A 19,216-nucleotide genomic window follows, 5' to 3' on the forward strand; every position below is an offset into this window, starting at 1 on the left:
TTTTAAAGAGCGTTGCCAATCCACTTAAGCCACTCAACTTCCTAAATCTAATTAAGATGCTAAGCCCTGTCCGTGTCAGCGAGGGCGTATATTAAAGATCTACAGATTTTGTGCAACCCTTTTCAGAGAAAAAGGCTAATTAATATCGTTTAATTTTAAAATACAGTAAAGATCGATCAAAGAACAAACAGCAAAACTATAAATCGATCACTTACCAATCAACAATCGAGTATTAAAGCCCTTTTTTAATACTTTCCCAATCTACACTGGGAGATCTAAGACCATGTCCACCAGCATAACCGGAGCTTTTTGGTTCTTCCCAACAGTCTAGAGATGAAGGATCTAGCTTATAAATTTCCACCTCTAAAGGATGACAAGTAGATAGTGGATCTTTTGCATCAGGCCCCCATAGATCAACAGACAAATCCCCACCAGGGCAACAGGATAAAGCACACAAAAGATCCATCTCTGCAAAGAACTCTAAATAATCTCCTTTTTTTGCAGGGCAAGCTTTCATGAAATATTTATCGTCATCATTAAGCCCTGTACACTGAAAAACATTTAATACATCATGCACATCAAACTCAGTTAAACCATAGGGTAAAACAGCTCGAACAAGATTCGAATGACAATGAAAATCAAAATCTTCGCCTGTTAAAAGTTTATTAACATACGGGTCACAGCGCGTTCCTAATAAATCATGGACTCTACCACCCTCAGCATCCTGGCCATAATCAGCAAGCGTGTCATCTATTATCGTTGCCATTGGTCGAAGAAATGGTAAGGTTGACCAAAGACGGTCATAAGTGCTGACATGCGCACTTTGTAATTGACGAGTACGAGATGCCCACATGCGCTCACGAGGATCATGCTTATTCCACATATTAAAATCCCCAACCTGCGGCCCCTCAGAAACACGAATACGAAACACATGCCCTGCAGGAACTTCCCAAGCCTTTCCTGATCGCATAGGGATTTTAATCGTGTCTACCAATGTTCGCTGAGCACTCCCTTCTTTTAAAGAACTATAAAAAACTTTATCTACTGCTAACTTTGACCCTGATCCTGCTCTGTAGGCCGCTTCAACATTACTCATAATCGACTCCATTTTATTGAATATTTGACTTAGGCTAATGAAAGTGGAAACTCAAATAAAATGACATTTTTTAAATATACATGACAAAAATTAATGAGATTCAATAATGAGGCATCCGTATACTGCGCTACACACTTTTCATCTTGTTGTGCGTTTCCAAAGCTTAAAGCACACTGCAGATCACTTGCACTTAACTGAGTCTGCAGTCAGCCATCAAATCAAACGCCTCGAAGCCCAACTTGGATACAGTTTATTTTATAAATCAGGTCGGCAGCTTAAAACGACACCCGAAGGAAAACGGCTATCCTTGGAATTGTCTGCTCCTTTTGATCATATCGACCAAATACTTTCTGAACCCAAAAACACCACTCACAATACAATTACTCTTTATTGCCTACCGTCATTAATCGAATTTTGGCTACTTCCTCGATTATTAAAATTTAAGGCAGAACACCCTAATTATGAGCTTATTATTAAATATCACTCCTCCTCTCCAGACTATTTGGACGAACACAGCTTACGCATAGGCAGTCATGAACAGGAAAGCCATACACCTTATATACGTTCAAAAATTTTGTCTGGCGAAACAATCCCTGTATGCAGTCCAATTTACATGAATCGACAGCACGTTTTTTCCAGTAAAGATTTATTAGAAACAGACTTATTGCATGACCACACAGAGGAAGGCTGGAGAAATTGGTTTGCTCTTCAAGGCCTCACTTTGAATAAACCAACCCAACTTGTCTATGAAGATTTTCACCTCTTAAAAATGGCCACTATTGCAGCACAAGGCGTTGCTCTGTGCCCAGAAGCACTCATTCAAGAAGATTTAAAGAGTGGAACGCTCATCGCACTGTCGACTAAGAGGAGTAATATCGGTCATTACTATGCTATCGAACAAAATAAGTATGCACATACCAACATCAACACATTAGTTGAATACCTAATTTAAAATCAAAAAGGCCTCCTGATTTTTCAATTAGGAGGCCTTTAAAAGCAGTTACTAATGGACTATTAACCCAACCACTTTCTCGCGTTTTGGAACAAGCGCAACCAAGGTGCTTGCTCTTCCCATTCACTTGGGTGCCAACTGTGTTGAACCGTGCGGTAAACACGCTCTGGGTGAGGCATCATAATAGTCACTCGACCATCTTCTGATGTTAACCCTGTTACCCCTTCTGCAGAGCCATTTGGGTTAAATGGATAGCGTTCTGTCGCTTGTCCATAGTTGTCTACATAACGAAGCGCCACTTGAGCAGATTTCGCCAATGCGGCAATATCACCTTCATTACGATACTCCGTTTGACCTTCACCATGAGCCACCGCAATTGGCATTCTTGAGCCTTCCATTCCTGCTAACAAGATAGAGTTCGATTTCTGAACTTCCACTTGCACAAGACGAGCTTCAAACTGTGCCGATTCATTACGCACAAATTTCGGCCAATGATCCGTACCCGGAATAAGTTCATGTAAAGTCGACAACATCTGACAACCGTTACACACACCTAACGTAAAGGTATCTTTGCGTTTAAAGAAGGACTCAAATTGATCACGAGCTACCTCATTAAAGAGAATGGATTTCGCCCAACCTTCACCAGCACCCAATACGTCACCGTATGAGAAACCACCACAAGCAACTAAGCCGTTAAATTCATCAAGCTTAGTTCGACCAGACAAGATATCACTCATGTGAACATCGACTGGCGTAAATCCTGCTTTGTGGAAAGCCGCTGCCATTTCAACCTGACCATTGACGCCTTGTTCACGTAAAACCGCAATTTTCGGTTTTTTCTCTGCACCAAGGAATGGCGCCATAACATCTTCGTTAAGATCAAAGGTCAATTGTGCCGTTAAACCAGGGTCTTTGGCGTCTAACAAATTATCAAATTCTTGTTGAGCAGATTCAGGATTATCACGCAAAGACTGAATTCGGTAACTTGTTTCAGACCAAACACGTTGCCAGTTAATGCGCGTTTCTTCCAATACAGTTTCACCAGCAAAACGAACACGGATAGTATCGTCACCAGACAAAGTCGCGACAGGTAATACAGATACACCAACTTTTTCGTAAGCGGCAACAATCTCAGCAACATCGAATTCATTTACCTGAACCACCGCACCTAGCTCTTCGCTGAATAATGCTGGCGCAACTTGTGCACGATCTGACACAACAGCATCAAGGTCAATATTCAAACCTAAATGACTCGCAAAGGACATTTCTGTCAACGTAGCAAATGCACCGCCATCAGAACGGTCATGATAAGCAAGTAATTTGCCTTCTGAATTTAATGCTTGAGTCGTATCAAAGAAACCAGCCAATACAGCAGCATCATCCACATCCGGTGTTTTCTGACCAAGCTTGTTATACACCTGAGCAATCACAGAACCACCCAAACGATTTTGGCCCGCACCCAGATCAATCAATAACAAACGCGTATCGGCTTTGTTTTGTAATTCTGGCGTCAAGGTTTGACGAACATCCGCAACAGGGGCAAACGCAGTAATCACAAGAGACAATGGAGAAGTTACGGCTTTTTCTTCACCTTCCTCTTTCCAAACTGTCTTCATAGACATAGAGTCTTTACCAACAGGAATCGCGATATCCAATGCTGGACACAATTCCATACCAACGGCTTTGACTGTTTGATACAGCTTTTCGTCTTCTCCTTCATGACCGGCCGCGGCCATCCAGTTTGCAGACAATTTAATATGGTTACGCTTTGTGATTTTAGCGGCAGCCAAGTTAGTCAATGCTTCACCAACGGCCATACGACCTGATGCTGGCGCATCCAATAACGCCATTGGCGTACGCTCACCCATTGTCATGGCTTCACCGGTATAACTGTCTAATGACGACGTCGTCACCGCCACATCAGCAACGGGCACTTGCCAAGGGCCAACCAACTGATCACGCGCGACCATACCTGTGATCGAGCGGTCACCAATAGTAATCAAGAAGTTCTTACTAGCAACGGTTGGCAAGCTCAAAACACGCTGCGCGGCATCAGCAAGATCAACGTCTACTGCAGTAAAGTCATCCCCAGCAATCACTGATTTATTGCCTTCACGATGCATTTTTGGTGGCTTACCAAACAATACAGACATAGGCAGGTCAACTGGCTTATTACCAAAGTGCGAATCTGCCACTTCTAAATGTAGCTCTTCTTTCGCATCACCAACAATGGCAAATGGGCAACGTTCACGTTCACAAATCGCGGTAAATTCATCAACGCGATCTGGAGAAACAGCCATCACGTAACGCTCTTGCGATTCGTTACACCAAATTTCAAGAGGCGACATGCCAGGCTCATCATTCAGCACTTTACGCAAATCGAAGCTACCGCCGCGCTCACCGTCTTTTACCAATTCAGGCAAGGCATTAGACAAACCACCTGCACCTACGTCATGGATAAAGCTGATTGGGTTTTTGTCACCCAACTGCCAACAACGGTCAATCACTTCCTGACAACGACGTTCCATTTCTGGGTTACCGCGTTGAACAGATGCAAAATCAAGATCTTCGTTACCGTCAGAGGACGCCATTGAAGAAGCCGCACCGCCACCGAGACCAATCAACATGGCAGGCCCGCCCAAGACGATTAACTTCGCACCGACCTTAATTTCCTGTTTTTCAACATGTTCTCGGCGAATATTACCTAAGCCACCCGCCAACATAATCGGCTTATGATAACCACGCACCTCTTCTTGAGAAGCGCCTTGAATTTTTTGTTCGTAAGTACGGAAATAGCCTAAAAGATTTGGGCGGCCAAATTCGTTGTTAAACGCCGCACCACCAATAGGCCCTTCAATCATAATATCCAAAGGCGTCACAATACGAGAAGGTTTGCCGTAATGACTTTCCCATGGTTGTACAAAATTAGGAATCTTCAAATCTGAAACCGTGTAGCCACTCAAACCTGCTTTTGGTTTAGAGCCAACACCTGTTGCGCCTTCATCACGAATTTCACCGCCAGAGCCAGTTGCCGCACCTGAAAAAGGTGAAATCGCCGTTGGGTGATTATGCGTCTCAACTTTCATCAGGATATCGATGTTTTCTTGACTAAAATCGTATTCGCGATTTTCAGGAGACGGATAAAAGCGTCCAGCGAAATGCCCTTCCATCACGGCAGCGTTGTCTTTATAAGCCGACAAAGTACCTTCTGAATTATGCTCGTGTGTGTTCTTAATCATCTTAAACAAAGAGCGCTCTTGCTCTTCGCCATCGATCGTCCACGATGCATTGAAAATTTTATGGCGACAATGCTCAGAGTTCGCCTGTGCAAACATCATTAATTCAATATCAATTGGGTTACGACCCAATTCAACAAACGACTCAACAAGGTAGTCAATTTCATCGTCTGCTAACGCTAAGCCTAACGTTTGGTTTGCCTCAACCAACGCTGCACAGCCACCAGCCAACACATCAACACTTGCCATTGGTGCAGGCTCTGCATGAGAGAACATACTGCTTGCGTCGCTTAATGCCGGAAGCACGCTTTCAGTCATTCGATCATGAAGAATCATCGACAACAAATCTAACTCTTCCAGCGTTAATGGCTGAGAACTGTGAATAAAGTATTCCACGCCACGCTCAACACGAGACACAGTTAACAATCCACAGTTATGGAGAATATCCGTCGCTTTAGATGACCAAGGTGAAATGGTACCTAAACGAGGAACCACTAACACGCTTTGTTCAGACGAGTGAATTTGGGAAGATTTAGGACCGTAAGCCAAAGCGCGTTCAAGAACGGCCTCTTGCGCAACCGTAAGTGTTTGATGGTCAGCCAACTCCACGAAATGGAGAAATTGAGCATCCACATCAGTAACCGATGCAACAGATGCTTTCATATTGGCCAATAACTTTGCCTTGCGAAACGCCGATAGCGCTGCGGAACCATGCAGGGTTAGCATGTTGAGTCTTGCCTCATTTTGTAGTTTTGGGGGAAATGCTGCGGTATTTTAAATCAATGAGGCAAATAGAGGCTAGCGGAGTCTGAAATTTCTGCGCAAATTAATGAAAAAAAGTGGTTAAGGTGATTTTTTAGCCAGTTCTTTTAATTTCTTCTTTTGCTCACGGCGCATTTGAAAAAACGTTGTTAATTGCACTGACGCCTGTTCGGACAACACGTTTTCTGTCACCTCGACGCGATGATTTAAAAAAGGCGCATCAAAAAAACATCCTTGGCTCACCACCGCACCACTTTTAGGTTCCGTCGCGCCATACACCACCCGACCAATGCGAGCATGAACAATCGCACCCGCGCACATGGAACACGGCTCTAACGTCACATATAGCGTGGCATTCGGCAAGCGATAATTACCAACAGCTTTACACGCCATGCGAATAGCCTGAATTTCAGCGTGCGCCGTTGGATCACATAATGAAATCGGGGAATTATAACCTTCGCCTATCACTTCTCCCTCTAATACAACAATCGCACCGACTGGAATTTCATTTTCTGATGCCGCTTTGCCCGCCAACTCAAGCGCTCTTTCCATCCATTCTTGATCTTTCATTATTGATTCACCTCAAAGCGCTGACATTGCTTTAAATACATAATTGCCTTTCATGCACAAACCGCTCTACACTCAGTTCAACAAGATAATAAACACAAGGAGATTGAACTCATGCAAACAGTGGCAGACTTAATGTCGAAAAACTTAATTACTCTAAAAGAAAATGACTCCTTAGCGAAAGCCAAAGAGTTGATGCACGAAAAAAACATCAGAAATATTCCTGTTCTCAATGATCAGGAGGAATGTGTTGGCATGTTGACGCAACGAGAATATCTACGTCACGCCTTTCATTTGGTTAGTCAGTTTGGCACCCAACAAATATCCAAAAAAGAGCAACAAACACCTATCGCCAATGCTATGAACAAAGACATATTAACAGTCAACCCAGACATGAAGTTAAGTGCCGCGGCAGAATTTTTCATCGAAAACAAATATGGGTGCTTGCCAGTTATTCAAGATGACAAACTTGTCGGCATACTCACACCCATTGATTTCGTAAAACTAGCCAACAAAATGCTCAAAGAATCAGCCTAACTAAGCACTCGCTAAATGTTCATTGGAGCTAGAAGCGGAAAGTTTCGCTTCTGACTCTATATGAACATCAAGAGCTTGAACCCCAAAATCCGTATCGGACAAGATAAAGCTCACCGCTTGGCCTTTTCGAAGTGTTTTATGCCCATCACGAACGATAGATTTGTAATGTACAAAGACATCACTCTCTTCCTCTCTTTTGATGAAACCAACACCTCTAGCGTCATTAAACCACTTAACTTTTCCAGTTAATCGTTCCATTACCTTCGCCTCTTTTTTTATTTTTATTAAAGTAAGCGCAAGACGGATTGTCGATATGACAACCCGCCTTTGTCTATTTTACAAAGATTCTATATTGATTTTTTGTTCTTCTAGCTTGCTAACCGTCAACTGTAAGTCGTCACATTTAGCGCGCTCTTTCTCAACAACGACTGCCGGCGCTTTCGCCACAAAACTTTCATTCGATAGCTTACCTTGTATACGCTGTAATTCTTTGGACGCCTTATCGATTTCTTTCTGTAATCGAACCAACTCGGCGCCTTTATCAATTAGACCTGCCATTGGCACTAACACTTCCATGTCACCAACCAGTGCTGTCGCAGACATAGGAGCTTCATCACCCGACTCCAACCAAGTCACTGTGCCTAGTTTCGCCAATGTTTGCAAGAAAGTCAGGTTCGCTTCAAGGCGTAATTTATCCTGATCTGAGCCATTACGGAACAGCACGGTCAAAGGCTTAGAAGGAGAAATATTCATTTCACCTCGAATATTACGAACACCTTCGATAACGCCTTTTAACCAATCAACATCCGCTTCCGCTTGAGCGTCTTTTTTACTCTCTTCAGCTTCTGGGTATTGCGCCACCATCACAGTGTCACCACTTACGCCAGCCAATGGAGCAACGCGCTGCCAAATCTCTTCGGTTAAGAATGGCATCATAGGATGAGCTAAGCGTAAGAAAGCTTCTAGAACACGCACTAGAGTGCGACGAGTTCCAGTCAATTGAGCCGCTGTTGCATTTTCATCCCACAGAACAGGCTTAGACAATTCCAAATACCAATCACAGTATTCGTGCCACATAAACTCATACAAAGCCTGTGAAGCCAAGTCATAACGGTGAGTTTCAAAGGCATGATTCACCGCTTCTTCCGCATGCTGCAAACGTGAAATAATCCATTTATCAGCAAGAGATAACTCAACATCAGCACCACTTTGTCCGCAATCTTGATCTTCTGTATTCATCAACACATAACGCGTTGCATTCCAGATCTTATTACAGAAGTTGCGGTAACCTTCTAGGCGATTAAGGTCGAATTTAATATCACGACCACCAGAAGCCAAAGAGCATAGAGTGAAACGCAAAGCATCTGTTCCGTAAGCTTGAATGCCTTCTGGATAAGTCTCACGGGTATTTTTTTCAACTTTCTCTGCCAAGCGCGGCTGCATCATACCGTAGGTACGCTTTGCAACCAGTGACTCAATATCAATACCGTTAATCAAGTCTAAAGGATCAATAACATTCCCTTTTGATTTCGACATTTTATCGCCACGTTCATCACGAATAAGGCCTGTAATGTAAACTGTTTTGAACGGCACTTTATTGGTGAATTTCAACGTCATCATAATCATTCTGGCAACCCAGAAGAAGATAATGTCGAAGCCTGTTACCAATACATCGGATTCACTAAACTCCGCGAAGTCCTGTGTTTCTTCGGGCCAACCTTGTGTTGCAAAGGTCCAAAGCGCGGAAGAAAACCACGTATCTAAAACATCTTCATCTTGTGTTAATTTAAGATCCGCCGCCAAGTTATATTTAACTCGTACCTCTGCCTCATCTTTGCCTACATAGAACTTACCATCAGCATCGTACCAAGCTGGAATTTGATGTCCCCACCACAGTTGACGAGAAATACACCAATCTTGTAAATCACGCATCCAAGCAAAATAAGTGTTCTCCCACTGCTTAGGAACAAACTGAATATCACCATTTTCAACCGCTTCGATCGCAGGCTTCGCCAAAGTCTCAACAGCAACGTACCATTGATTGGTTAGATAAGGTTCAATGACGGTATTACCACGCTCACCACGAGGTACTTTTAGTTTGTGATCGGCTATCTTCTCAAGCAAACCTAATGCGTCGAAATCGGCAACAACGGCTTTACGAGCTTCAAAGCGATCCATTCCACGATATTTTTCTGGAGCAACGTTATTAATCGCCGCATCATCCGTCATAACATTAATCAGCGGCATGTCATGACGTTTACCCACTTCATAATCATTAAAGTCATGAGCAGGGGTAATTTTCACACAACCAGTACCAAACTCTTTATCTACATACTCATCCGCCACAATAGGAATACGGCGACCAACTAATGGCAACTCAACCTCTTTACCAACCAATGCAGTGAAACGCTCATCATCTGGCGCTACTGCAACTGCAGCATCACCAAACATAGTTTCAGGACGTGTCGTAGCCACCACAATGTAATCTTTACCGTCTTCTGTTTTTACACCATCTGCTAGCGGATAACGGAAGTACCACATAAAGCCATTTTCTTCTTCAGAAATCACTTCCAAATCAGAAATAGCCGTATGCAAAACGGGATCCCAGTTAACAAGACGCTGACCACGATAAATTATGCCTTCATCGAACAGGCGAACAAACACTTCTTGGACCGCCGCAGACATACCAGGATCCATAGTGAAACGTTCTTTATCCCACGCAACAGAGTCACCCAAGACTCGCATCTGATCAGAAATAGTGCCACCAGACTCGCCCTTCCATTCCCATACTTTTTCAAGGAATTTCTCACGACCAAGATCATGACGAGTTAGATTCTGTGCAGCCAACTGACGCTCGACCACCATTTGTGTCGCGATACCCGCGTGATCACTACCTGGCTGCCATAATGTTCGGCTACCTTTCATACGTTCACGACGAATCATGGCATCCATCAAGGTATGCTGGAAAGCATGCCCCATATGCAGACTGCCAGTCACGTTAGGCGGTGGAATCATGATAGAGAAAGGCGTGCCGTTGCCTTGAGGTGAAAAATATCCACCTTCTTCCCAACGTTTATAAATAGGTTGTTCAATACTCTGAGGTTGGTAGTTTTTTTCCATTATGGTGTCTTATAGCTCTTTATGTAGCGGTCAATTTGATTTTGCGGAATTATAGCTTGTTGAAACAAGATAAAAAATAACATGCACACTATTAAACGTATCAACCGTGTGCAAAACACAGAAGATTAATCTTTTTTGTAAGTACTACTGGAGGAATACAAGGCCTCCATTACTTCAGAAACCAATTCAGGTAAGCGTTTTTCAAGAACACCCGCAATGGTTTTTGCAATAAGTTCTTGCGAAAAACCAGCAGAGGGAACGTCTTCCACTTTGTCATTATTCAAGCCATCGAGCGTCTGCGTCAAATGGTCTTCTTGGCTAGCACATGCAGCCACTTGCTCAGCAACAACATCCATCAAAATTGGAATATCATCTTGATTTCTCAACGCTGAAATCAATGTATCTTCATCTGGTTCAAAAACTTCGTTCTTTTGAGTGGCGACATCTGACATAAGGTAAACCAATATTCAAAAACAATATTCGACAGCTGAGCACATCAAGCGGCTCATCCCATTATTTATCTTTTCAACTTTCGCATTGCAGCACTTAAAAGTCCACCCTCACCCACTTTTCCCGACCAACAAGCAAGCCAAATAAAAAAATAAAACCTTGATAGCATTCACTTTTATATACAAAAAAGCAGTGGTAAAAAATCACCACTGCCTTTTATTCACCATTGATTTTTAGCTTATACTTTCGCTAACAGATAACGAGTCAATAAAGCAACAGGACGACCACTCGCACCTTTGCTTGCGCCTCCAGTCCAAGCTGTACCAGCAATATCCAAATGCGCCCAAGGGTAAGATTCCGTAAAACGAGAGAGGAAACAAGCTGCTGTTACTGAGCCTGCCTCTGGACCACCTATGTTAGCAATATCCGCAAAGTTACTGTCCAGTTGTTGCTGATATTCTTCATCTAATGGCATTTGCCAAACCTTATCTGCTGCCGTTTGACTCGCCGCTTTCAGTTCAGAGGCCAAGTCATCGTTGTTAGCGTACATACCAGAATTCACGCTACCCAAAGCAACAACACACGCGCCCGTCAAAGTAGCAATATCGACTACAGATTTCGGCTCAAAACGTTCGATGTATGACAACGCATCACACAATACCAAACGCCCTTCTGCGTCCGTATTCAAAATTTCAACGGTTTTGCCAGACATCGTTTTCACAATATCGCCCGGCTTCGTCGCACGAGCGCTCGGCATGTTTTCTGCCGCCGCGACCACGGCTGTGAAGTTAAGCTTAGGTTTCAATTCGCAAATGGCTTTCATCGTTCCGAAGACACTTGCCGCACCACACATGTCGTATTTCATTTCATCCATTTTCGCGCCAGGCTTCAATGAAATACCACCCGTATCGAAAGTAATACCTTTCCCTAACAAGACATGAGGCGCATCGCCTTCTTCGCCACCGCGATAATGCATAACGATCAAATAACTTGGCTGATCACTACCATGCCCGACAGACAATAGGCAGTTCATACCCAATTCGTCCATTTTAGATTCGTCTAACAACTCAACATCGATAGAAAACTCTTCTGCTAATTGTTGAGCTTTTGACGCTAAATAACTTGGCGTACATACGTTGCCAGGCAAGTTGCCCAACTGACGAGCAAACGCCGAGCCATTTGCTGTTGCCGTGCCTATCGTCAATGCTGTTTCATCCGAACCTTGGATCAACAAAGACGCCACCTTAGTTGCTTTCTCAGCATCACTCTCTTTAAAGCCAAGAAAATTATAAAAGCCTTCGTTTAGCCATTGAGACACCAATGCAATAATGTCCGATTCAGAACGCCCTTTTAAGGTCAGCGCCGCACTGGCAACCGCAACAGATTCATAAGGCAAACCTTTAATTTGAGCCGCAACCGCCGCAATCACTTTACGTGCCTGCATATCACTCAATTCAGCGTCTTTACCAATACCTACCAACAAAACAGCTTGAGCAAAATCTTGCGTCATAAGTGGAAGCAATAATGTCTGTGCCACACCGCCTTTAAAGACGGCCGTGTCACGTAACTGGGAAATTTGCCCAGCAACGTTTTCATCAATCCATGCGGTAGATTCAGGCAATGCGCCTTCTGCAGGAACAAAAGCAACAAGCAAATCTGCTTGCACTGTAGATAAGCGATCAAATAGCGCCATATTCATGAAAAAACCCTCAAGCAAATAACTTTCAAAAAAAACTGGATAATGTCCTTCTTACCACGAGATAATGGGGCCTTTCGAAATGTAATCAACTCTACGTGTAAAAAAGTAGAATTCATCCAGAGGTGACTTTGAGACTATTCAGATACTTAGCGAAAGAAGTACTTGTGTCAACCGCTGGCGTTACCCTTATTTTATTACTTGTGACGCTAGGCAGCCGCTTTTCTTCCTACCTAAGCCGCATAACCGAAGGCAAAATGACTTTCGAGTTCTTATTCATCATCCTTGGTTACCACATTCCAAGCTTCATACAAATGGTACTACCGCTAGCTTTCTTCCTATCTCTATTACTCGCTTTCGGTCGTTTGTACATAGAAAATGAAATGTCAGTCCTCTTCTCCAGCGGCATCAGCAAAATGAAACTGGCAGGCTACACTCTGGGCATTGCGATGATTGTAGCCACAATAAGCGGCAGCATTAATTTCTGGATTGCACCGTACAGCGAATACAAAGCCGAAGAAGCATCGCAAGAACAAAGCCAACTCTCTTCTTTCGATTTATTAATACCTGGCCGCTTTGAAGGCAGTGGACAAAAGACTATCTACGCAGAAAGTTTCACCCATGATGAAGGCTGGATAAACCAAGTCTTTCTTTCAGATATTGTTCACAAACAAAGTGGCAATACACTGGTACAGACTCTCGCCGCTTATGTTGAACAGATTTCTGTTCCCGCTGAGAACAACCAACGCTATCTTGTTTTTAAAGATGGCACTCGATACGAAGGCAAACCAGGCACTGCGAATTATCGAGTGACCCAGTTTGATACTTACGCTGTCCAAATAGAGAATAGCTCCACAGGAGTTATTGACAAACCTCACACAAAAAGCCTTACTGAGCTCATAAAAAGCTCAAAAATCTTAGATCAAGCAGAACTCCAGTGGCGAATTTCTCTCGTTATCATAATTCCAGTCTTAGCCATCATTGGGCTTTCCCTGAGCCAGGTAAATCCTCGACAAGGACGCTTCTTTAAAATGCTGCCCGCCATTCTTATTATGATCTTTTACATAGCCATGCTTATTTGGGGGCGAACCGGCATAGAGAAAGGCCGCATTCCTACCTATTTAGGCTTATGGTGGATTCATGGCGTCTTTACTATTATAGCGACTGTACTTTTCATGCAATACAACCAAGTATTTGCACGTCGCAGAAAAGCATCAACAAGCCAACTAAAGCAAAGCTAGCGAGCAAAAGTACTTATGAATAAAATAGATAAATACATCTCCAGCAGCGTTTTATGGTCTTTTTTAATAGTGTCATTAGTACTACTTGGTTTAGATTTCACCATCACATTTATCGAGCAAATCAAAAAAGTAAATGAAAGCTATACTATTCAATCTTTACTCCAAGTAATGACCCTACGTTTACCCGGAAAATTCGCAGAGTACATTCCGATCGCTTCTTTAATTGGCACTCTCATTGGCCTAGGCTCGCTTGCTTCCACATCGGAATTAACTGTCATGAGAGCCGCAGGAATGCCTATCTGGCGAATCGGCCTCTCCGCATGCCAACCCATTCTTTTCATCTCATTACTAGGGATAGGCATTTCTGAATTTGTGGCACCCGCCGCAGAACAAAAAGCCAACTTAATAACAAAAGTTGAAGACCAAAAAAATGGTGAGTTTTCATTAAGTGGTGGAGTCTGGTTAAAAGCGGATAATAACTTTGTTTATATAGACGCAGCAGACAGTGAAGGAAAGCTCTATGGAGTACAAATTTTCTCACCCAATGATCAGCAACTCAGCCACATCATTACTGCCGAAAGCGCTCAACATATAGAAGACTCCACGTGGCAGCTCAATAGCGTTATGGAGACAACCTTCTACCCAGATCATATTGATTCAAAAAGTCTTATTCAAAACACCTGGACAATAAACATACAACCAGAACATTTATTTCTGGCTTCTCAAGACCCAGAGGCCTTGTCCTTAAGCCAACTAGTAAGCTACCAAAAATACCTTAGCCTACAAAAGCTCGACTCATCCCAATACGAGTTACAGTTTTGGATGACAGCGTTACGACCTCTAGCCTCTCTTGCTTTGGTTCTTGTGGCCTTATCAAGCGTCTTTGGGCCATTAAGATCATCCACTATGGGCGGGCGAATTTTCTCTGGCGTATTAATAGGAATTGCATTTCAGAACGGATTAAATTTATTTGGTCGAATGAGTGTTGCTGTCGACTTTCCACCTATTTTTGGTGTGAGCATTCCCATTTTGATCTGCTTTTTGGCTGGCGTCATTCTGATTCGACGAAGAGGTTAAGCATCACCAAAGACACTCAACCTTCCACGTAAACCGATAACATAAAACAGCTAACTTTTTATGAAGCGAGCAATTCTATTCAAGGCTTCTTCTAATCGCAGCTCATCACAAGCATAAGCAAAACGAACGTATTTATGGGCATTTTTAACCCCAAAATCGGCTCCTGGGGTTAAAGCCACTTTTTCACTTTCCAATAAAGCCAGACACCATGCCATTGCATTCTCAGTAATAGAGGAAACATCTACATAGACATAAAAAGCACCGTGCGCTGGCGCAACAACGGGCAAGCCAATATTCTTAAGCCCTGCCAATAAAACCAATCTACGTGCATTCAATATTTTTCGACGCTCTTCGCATTCACTAAGCACAGCAGGAGAAAAAGCCTCAATGGCAGCATATTGAGAAACACTTGGAGCAGAAATAAATAGATTCTGCGCCAACTTGGTCGCCCCCTCTATCGCCCACTCAGGTACAACCAACCAACCTAAACGCCACCCCGTCATTGCAAAATATTTTGAAAAGCTATTAATAACAAAAATATTGTCATCAATTGATAGTGCTGAGAAATCTTCACCTTCGTAAACAAGCCCTTGATAGATTTCATCAACCAACAAATGACCGCCCTGTTCCTGCACTTCTTCCCAAGCATTCGCTATGTACTCTTTACTCAGTACCGCTCCTGTTGGATTAGACGGCGACGCTAACCACAATCCTGTCGTCTTATCACTCCAGTTTGATGGCAAGCGAACCAGATCCATCTCGAACCCACGCTCAACGTCAGTCTCAATAAGCTTAGCAGTCGCTCCTACCTGAACAAGAAAATGCCGATTACAAGGATAACAAGGGTCCGGCATCAAAATCTCATCTCCAGCATCCACCATTAAAGACGCCATTAACAACAAGGCTCCAGAAGCACCCGGCGTCACAATAATTCTTTCCGGTGCCACATCGACTTGATAGCGACTGGCGTAATCCTGACTAATTGCCTGTTTTAGCTCTGGCAAACCTGTCGCCGAGGTGTAACCTGTTTTACCCGCTTCGATCGCCTGAATACCTGCTCGATTCACCTCTTCTACCGCGACAAAATCCGGCTCACCAATTTCAAGATGAATAACATCTTCCCCTTGCGCCATTAGCGCCTTCGCTCGCTCCAAAATAGCCATTACTTGAAACGGTGCAATGTCATCAACTCGTGCCGCCAATTTATGCTTTTTCATTAAGCGCTCTCTACCTTTTTTAAACTTTTCATAGACGTTTGCGTAAAAAATAGTGGTTTACAGTGAAATTATCTGGTAAGTTTCCGGCCGAAAATTAAACCACCTAATCTTATTAGTTTACAGGTTACCACAAGGGACACCTGCGAAGTGAGGCAATGCTATGCCAGAAATGAACCCTGATTCATTAATGAAAGACTTCACCCCTTATGTTGCTAAGGATGGCGAAGAATACATGAACGAGAACCAGTTGGCGCACTTTAAAAGCATTCTATTCAACTGGAAGCAAAATCTGATGGAAGAGGTTGATCGTACGGTTCATCACCTCAAAGAAGAAGCAGTAAACTACGCTGACCCTAACGACAGAGCCAGCCAAGAAGAGGAATTCAGCCTAGAACTTCGTGCTCGTGATCGAGAACGTAAACTGGTGAAGAAGATCACTCAGACAATGGAACGCATTGACGCCGATGACTACGGTTTCTGTGATGAGTGCGGCATCGAAATCGGCATTCGCCGCTTAGAAGCTCGCCCAACAGCAACCATGTGCATCGATTGCAAAACATTGGCTGAGATTAAAGAGAGACAAATCGGCGGCTAATTTAGTGCCCAACGATCTCCATTCATTGTCGATCAAGTATCGAGGCCGTTTTGCGCCTTCGCCAACCGGCCCACTCCATTTTGGCTCCCTAGTCAGCGCATTAGCGAGCTATTTGGATGCAAAGAAACACCAAGGTGACTGGCTTATCCGCATCGAAGATGTCGATGGTACTCGCTGCAAAGAAAGCTTTGCGAGCCAGATTCTCAACACCCTCCATAGCTACAACCTTTTCTCTGACGAAGATATCAGAACACAAAGCAACCACACTCAAATATACGAGCAACAGCTCTCCAATTTAAAAAGCAAACAACTCGTTTTTCCATGCAATTGCACACGACAATCTCTTACTCAAAATAATGGACTCCATCCAAGCACCTGCAAAAGCACGACAAACCAACCTCACTCTTGGCGTTTAAAAGCCAGCGATGCAGTCTATGAATACGAGGATCTCATTCAGGGAACCTTGAGCTTTGCCAATGATTTAAAAAACAACACGCCCATCCTTAAAAGAAAAGATGGCTATTTTTCCTACCAACTTGCTGTTGTCGTAGACGATCATTTGCAAGAAATCACACACCTCGTAAGAGGTGCGGATTTAATCGAAACCACAGCACAGCAACTTTACTTATACGATCTGTTTGAGTGGACTCCACCGAGCATTTGTCATATCCCACTTATCACCAATAAAACAGGCGACAAGATCAGCAAGCAAAACCACGCTAAACCGATTAAAAATGGCGATATTTCAACACTTCTACGCGCACTCCATTATTTAGAAATAAACCTAAACTCGCCGCAGTCAATCGAAGAAGCCTTACAGCTAGCAATAGACGCCTGGAAACCAAATAAACTGCGCAACATCAAATACCTACCTCTCGAAGAACAAGACCAGCACTTCATTTCTTAATTCTCACTTGAGAGTTAAACTCCAGATACCCTTTACTCGCCTTCACATAATACGAGATACACTAACTCGACCACCTTATAATTACGTGTGTATAATGGTTACATCAGTTACAAGAGGTGACACTTAATGCACAGCATAATGATTATTTGCCCGGATCACTCGCCACTCAAAGAGTCTGAAAAGTGGTTATCAAGGTACGGCTTTCAAGTAAATTCAGGTACATCCCTTGAGCAAGTAGATAAATATTATGAAATCAGTGAGTTCAACCTTTTATTGGTTGATCAAGAAATCATCAACCACTTAAATAACAACAAAGCAGCGCTCCCACAAACACCTCGCCATATCATCTTAGACGCTAGACCCAGCCTAAGCACAGGCACATATAACATGTCACAAGGGGCAGCTTACTACCTTCCCCTACCAACAGATTCAGAAACACTACTCAAGCATGTAGTTGATGTACTCGAGCAAAAAGAAAGCATAGAACAAACCACTCCAGTTCTTTTCTCTAACACTAGCTCTCACACGAAAGATTCACTCCCACTAGGAACACCAGGCAGCGACATCATTGGACAATGCCCTCCAATGCTCGACCTTTTCAGAGACATTAAAAAAATCGCTGCAACCGATGCCACAACACTCATTCGCGGAGAGTCTGGAACGGGCAAAGAATTAGTCGCCAAAGCCATTCATAACACTAGTCTCAGAAAGCACAATCAGATTGTCAGCATCAACTGTGCAGCAATCCCAGAAAACCTAATAGAATCAGAGCTTTTTGGCCACGAAAAAGGGGCATTTACAGGCGCCACAGCCGCCCATGACGGTTTAATAAAAACCGCAGACAAAGGCACACTTTTTCTTGATGAAATAGGCGAATTACCCTTAGAAGCACAAGCAAGACTATTAAGAGTTTTACAAGAAGGCGAAGTTCGACGAGTCGGTGCAACAGAGTACAAAAAAGTCAATATTCGACTAATTGCAGCGACGCACCGAGATCTATTCGACATGGTCAAAAAAGGTCGATTTCGAGAAGATTTATATTACCGTTTATACGTTATGGAATTACTCCTGCCACCTCTGAGAGAACGAGGAGACGACATATCTATGATCGCGAAAGCCCTGCTCGAAAAAGCCTGCCAGAAACACAACAAACCCACCAACCACTACAGCCGAACATTCGACAAAGCGATTCGGTCACACCACTGGCCTGGAAATGTACGAGAACTTGAAAACGCCATAGAAAGAGCCGTTATTTTAAGCCCACCAGAAAGAGTGGAAGCAGCTAACTTAAAACTGGCCGCCCAGCAAAATAAGCCAAACAATCTCGACAAGGCATTGGAGTCTAATACCACCTCTCAGAAAGGCACAACATTGGACGACTACCTAAAACACTTCATCCTTACGCACCAACACAAGATGACAGAAACCCAACTTGCACATTCTTTGGGCATATCAAGAAAAAGCTTATGGGAAAGACGACAAAAATTGACAATCCCCAGAAAAGTAACAGAAAAAAGGTAACACTTGATACCAAAATACCCAAAAAATAAAAACAATATTGTAAAAAAAGTGTCCAATATTTTCATAAAACACAATAAAATCAGCATCTTATTATTTTTGGCACAACAAATGCTTTATAGATTTCACAACGATAAGAAGATTGACAAAGAATAAGAATAAGTTAGTCGTCGTATGTAAGTTCTTAAAAATAAAAATAAAATATAAGAACACCATGACCTCTTCAAATAAAAATAAAAAATTGA

The 19,216-nt window shown here is 43.1% G+C and carries 15 protein-coding genes; 7 read left to right on the forward strand and 8 right to left on the reverse strand.

What is annotated here, in order from left to right:
• Positions 1-232 precede the first annotated feature (232 nt).
• A complete protein-coding gene (locus tag ABFY09_RS09680; RefSeq protein ID WP_347984112.1) occupies positions 233-1,096 on the reverse strand; it encodes a DUF1989 domain-containing protein in 864 nt (287 codons plus the stop codon).
• Between the two features lie 106 nt (positions 1,097-1,202).
• Here ABFY09_RS09680 and ABFY09_RS09685 point away from each other — a divergent pair, with 106 nt between their 5' ends.
• Complete coding sequence (locus tag ABFY09_RS09685) at positions 1,203-2,048, forward strand: LysR family transcriptional regulator (protein ID WP_347984113.1); 846 nt, start codon at positions 1,203-1,205, stop codon at positions 2,046-2,048.
• Positions 2,049-2,110: 62 nt separating this feature from the next.
• On the opposite strand, the gene purL is transcribed toward ABFY09_RS09685, so the two are convergent.
• A complete protein-coding gene (purL, locus tag ABFY09_RS09690; protein WP_347984114.1) occupies positions 2,111-6,010 on the reverse strand; it encodes a phosphoribosylformylglycinamidine synthase in 3,900 nt (1,299 codons plus the stop codon).
• A 117-nt stretch (positions 6,011-6,127) separates the two neighbouring features.
• Positions 6,128-6,616: a tRNA adenosine(34) deaminase TadA gene (gene tadA, locus ABFY09_RS09695; protein ID WP_347984115.1), complete on the reverse strand. Its 489-nt coding sequence runs from the start codon at positions 6,614-6,616 to the stop codon at positions 6,128-6,130.
• Between the two features lie 111 nt (positions 6,617-6,727).
• Between tadA and ABFY09_RS09700 the strand changes: the two genes are divergently transcribed.
• Positions 6,728-7,150: a CBS domain-containing protein gene (locus ABFY09_RS09700; RefSeq protein WP_347984116.1), complete on the forward strand. Its 423-nt coding sequence runs from the start codon at positions 6,728-6,730 to the stop codon at positions 7,148-7,150.
• Here ABFY09_RS09700 and ABFY09_RS09705 read toward each other — a convergent pair whose 3' ends face one another.
• The 4 genes from ABFY09_RS09705 to ABFY09_RS09720 all read right to left on the reverse strand — a co-directional run bounded on the left by ABFY09_RS09705 (position 7,151) and on the right by ABFY09_RS09720 (position 12,419).
• The gene (locus ABFY09_RS09705) at positions 7,151-7,408 is read right to left on the reverse strand and encodes a cold shock domain-containing protein (protein ID WP_347984117.1); all 258 of its coding nucleotides are present in this window, start codon (positions 7,406-7,408) and stop codon (positions 7,151-7,153) included.
• A 78-nt stretch (positions 7,409-7,486) separates the two neighbouring features.
• Positions 7,487-10,270, reverse strand: coding sequence for a valine--tRNA ligase (locus ABFY09_RS09710; RefSeq protein ID WP_347984118.1), 2,784 nt, complete (start codon positions 10,268-10,270; stop codon positions 7,487-7,489).
• A gap of 125 nt (positions 10,271-10,395) precedes the next feature.
• Positions 10,396-10,722 carry a hypothetical protein gene (locus ABFY09_RS09715; protein WP_347984119.1) on the reverse strand — a complete coding sequence of 109 codons (327 nt, stop codon included), beginning with the start codon at positions 10,720-10,722 and terminating at the stop codon, positions 10,396-10,398.
• A 236-nt stretch (positions 10,723-10,958) separates the two neighbouring features.
• Complete coding sequence (locus ABFY09_RS09720) at positions 10,959-12,419, reverse strand: leucyl aminopeptidase (protein ID WP_347984120.1); 1,461 nt, start codon at positions 12,417-12,419, stop codon at positions 10,959-10,961.
• A 122-nt stretch (positions 12,420-12,541) separates the two neighbouring features.
• Between ABFY09_RS09720 and lptF the strand changes: the two genes are divergently transcribed.
• Both lptF and lptG read left to right on the forward strand, forming a co-directional pair.
• Positions 12,542-13,657 (forward strand): LPS export ABC transporter permease LptF, encoded by a 1,116-nt coding sequence (gene lptF / locus ABFY09_RS09725; RefSeq protein ID WP_347984121.1) that lies wholly within the window; start codon positions 12,542-12,544, stop codon positions 13,655-13,657.
• A gap of 15 nt (positions 13,658-13,672) precedes the next feature.
• On the forward strand, positions 13,673-14,734 hold the full coding sequence (lptG, locus tag ABFY09_RS09730; RefSeq protein ID WP_347984122.1) for an LPS export ABC transporter permease LptG: 1,062 nt from the start codon (positions 13,673-13,675) through the stop codon (positions 14,732-14,734).
• A gap of 50 nt (positions 14,735-14,784) precedes the next feature.
• Here lptG and ABFY09_RS09735 read toward each other — a convergent pair whose 3' ends face one another.
• On the reverse strand, positions 14,785-15,951 hold the full coding sequence (locus tag ABFY09_RS09735; RefSeq protein WP_347984123.1) for an aminotransferase class I/II-fold pyridoxal phosphate-dependent enzyme: 1,167 nt from the start codon (positions 15,949-15,951) through the stop codon (positions 14,785-14,787).
• Between the two features lie 160 nt (positions 15,952-16,111).
• On the opposite strand from ABFY09_RS09735, the gene dksA reads away from it, so the two are divergent.
• The 3 genes from dksA to ABFY09_RS09750 all read left to right on the forward strand — a co-directional run bounded on the left by dksA (position 16,112) and on the right by ABFY09_RS09750 (position 18,974).
• Positions 16,112-16,546, forward strand: a complete 435-nt coding sequence (gene dksA / locus ABFY09_RS09740; protein WP_347984124.1) for an RNA polymerase-binding protein DksA — start codon at positions 16,112-16,114, stop codon at positions 16,544-16,546.
• A 4-nt stretch (positions 16,547-16,550) separates the two neighbouring features.
• Positions 16,551-17,453 (forward strand): tRNA glutamyl-Q(34) synthetase GluQRS, encoded by a 903-nt coding sequence (gene gluQRS / locus ABFY09_RS09745; protein ID WP_347984125.1) that lies wholly within the window; start codon positions 16,551-16,553, stop codon positions 17,451-17,453.
• Between the two features lie 126 nt (positions 17,454-17,579).
• Positions 17,580-18,974, forward strand: a complete 1,395-nt coding sequence (locus tag ABFY09_RS09750) for a sigma-54 dependent transcriptional regulator (RefSeq protein ID WP_347984126.1) — start codon at positions 17,580-17,582, stop codon at positions 18,972-18,974.
• Positions 18,975-19,216 lie beyond the last annotated feature (242 nt).

The organism is Marinomonas sp. 5E14-1, from assembly GCF_039939215.1.
GTDB lineage: Bacteria > Pseudomonadota > Gammaproteobacteria > Pseudomonadales > Marinomonadaceae > Marinomonas.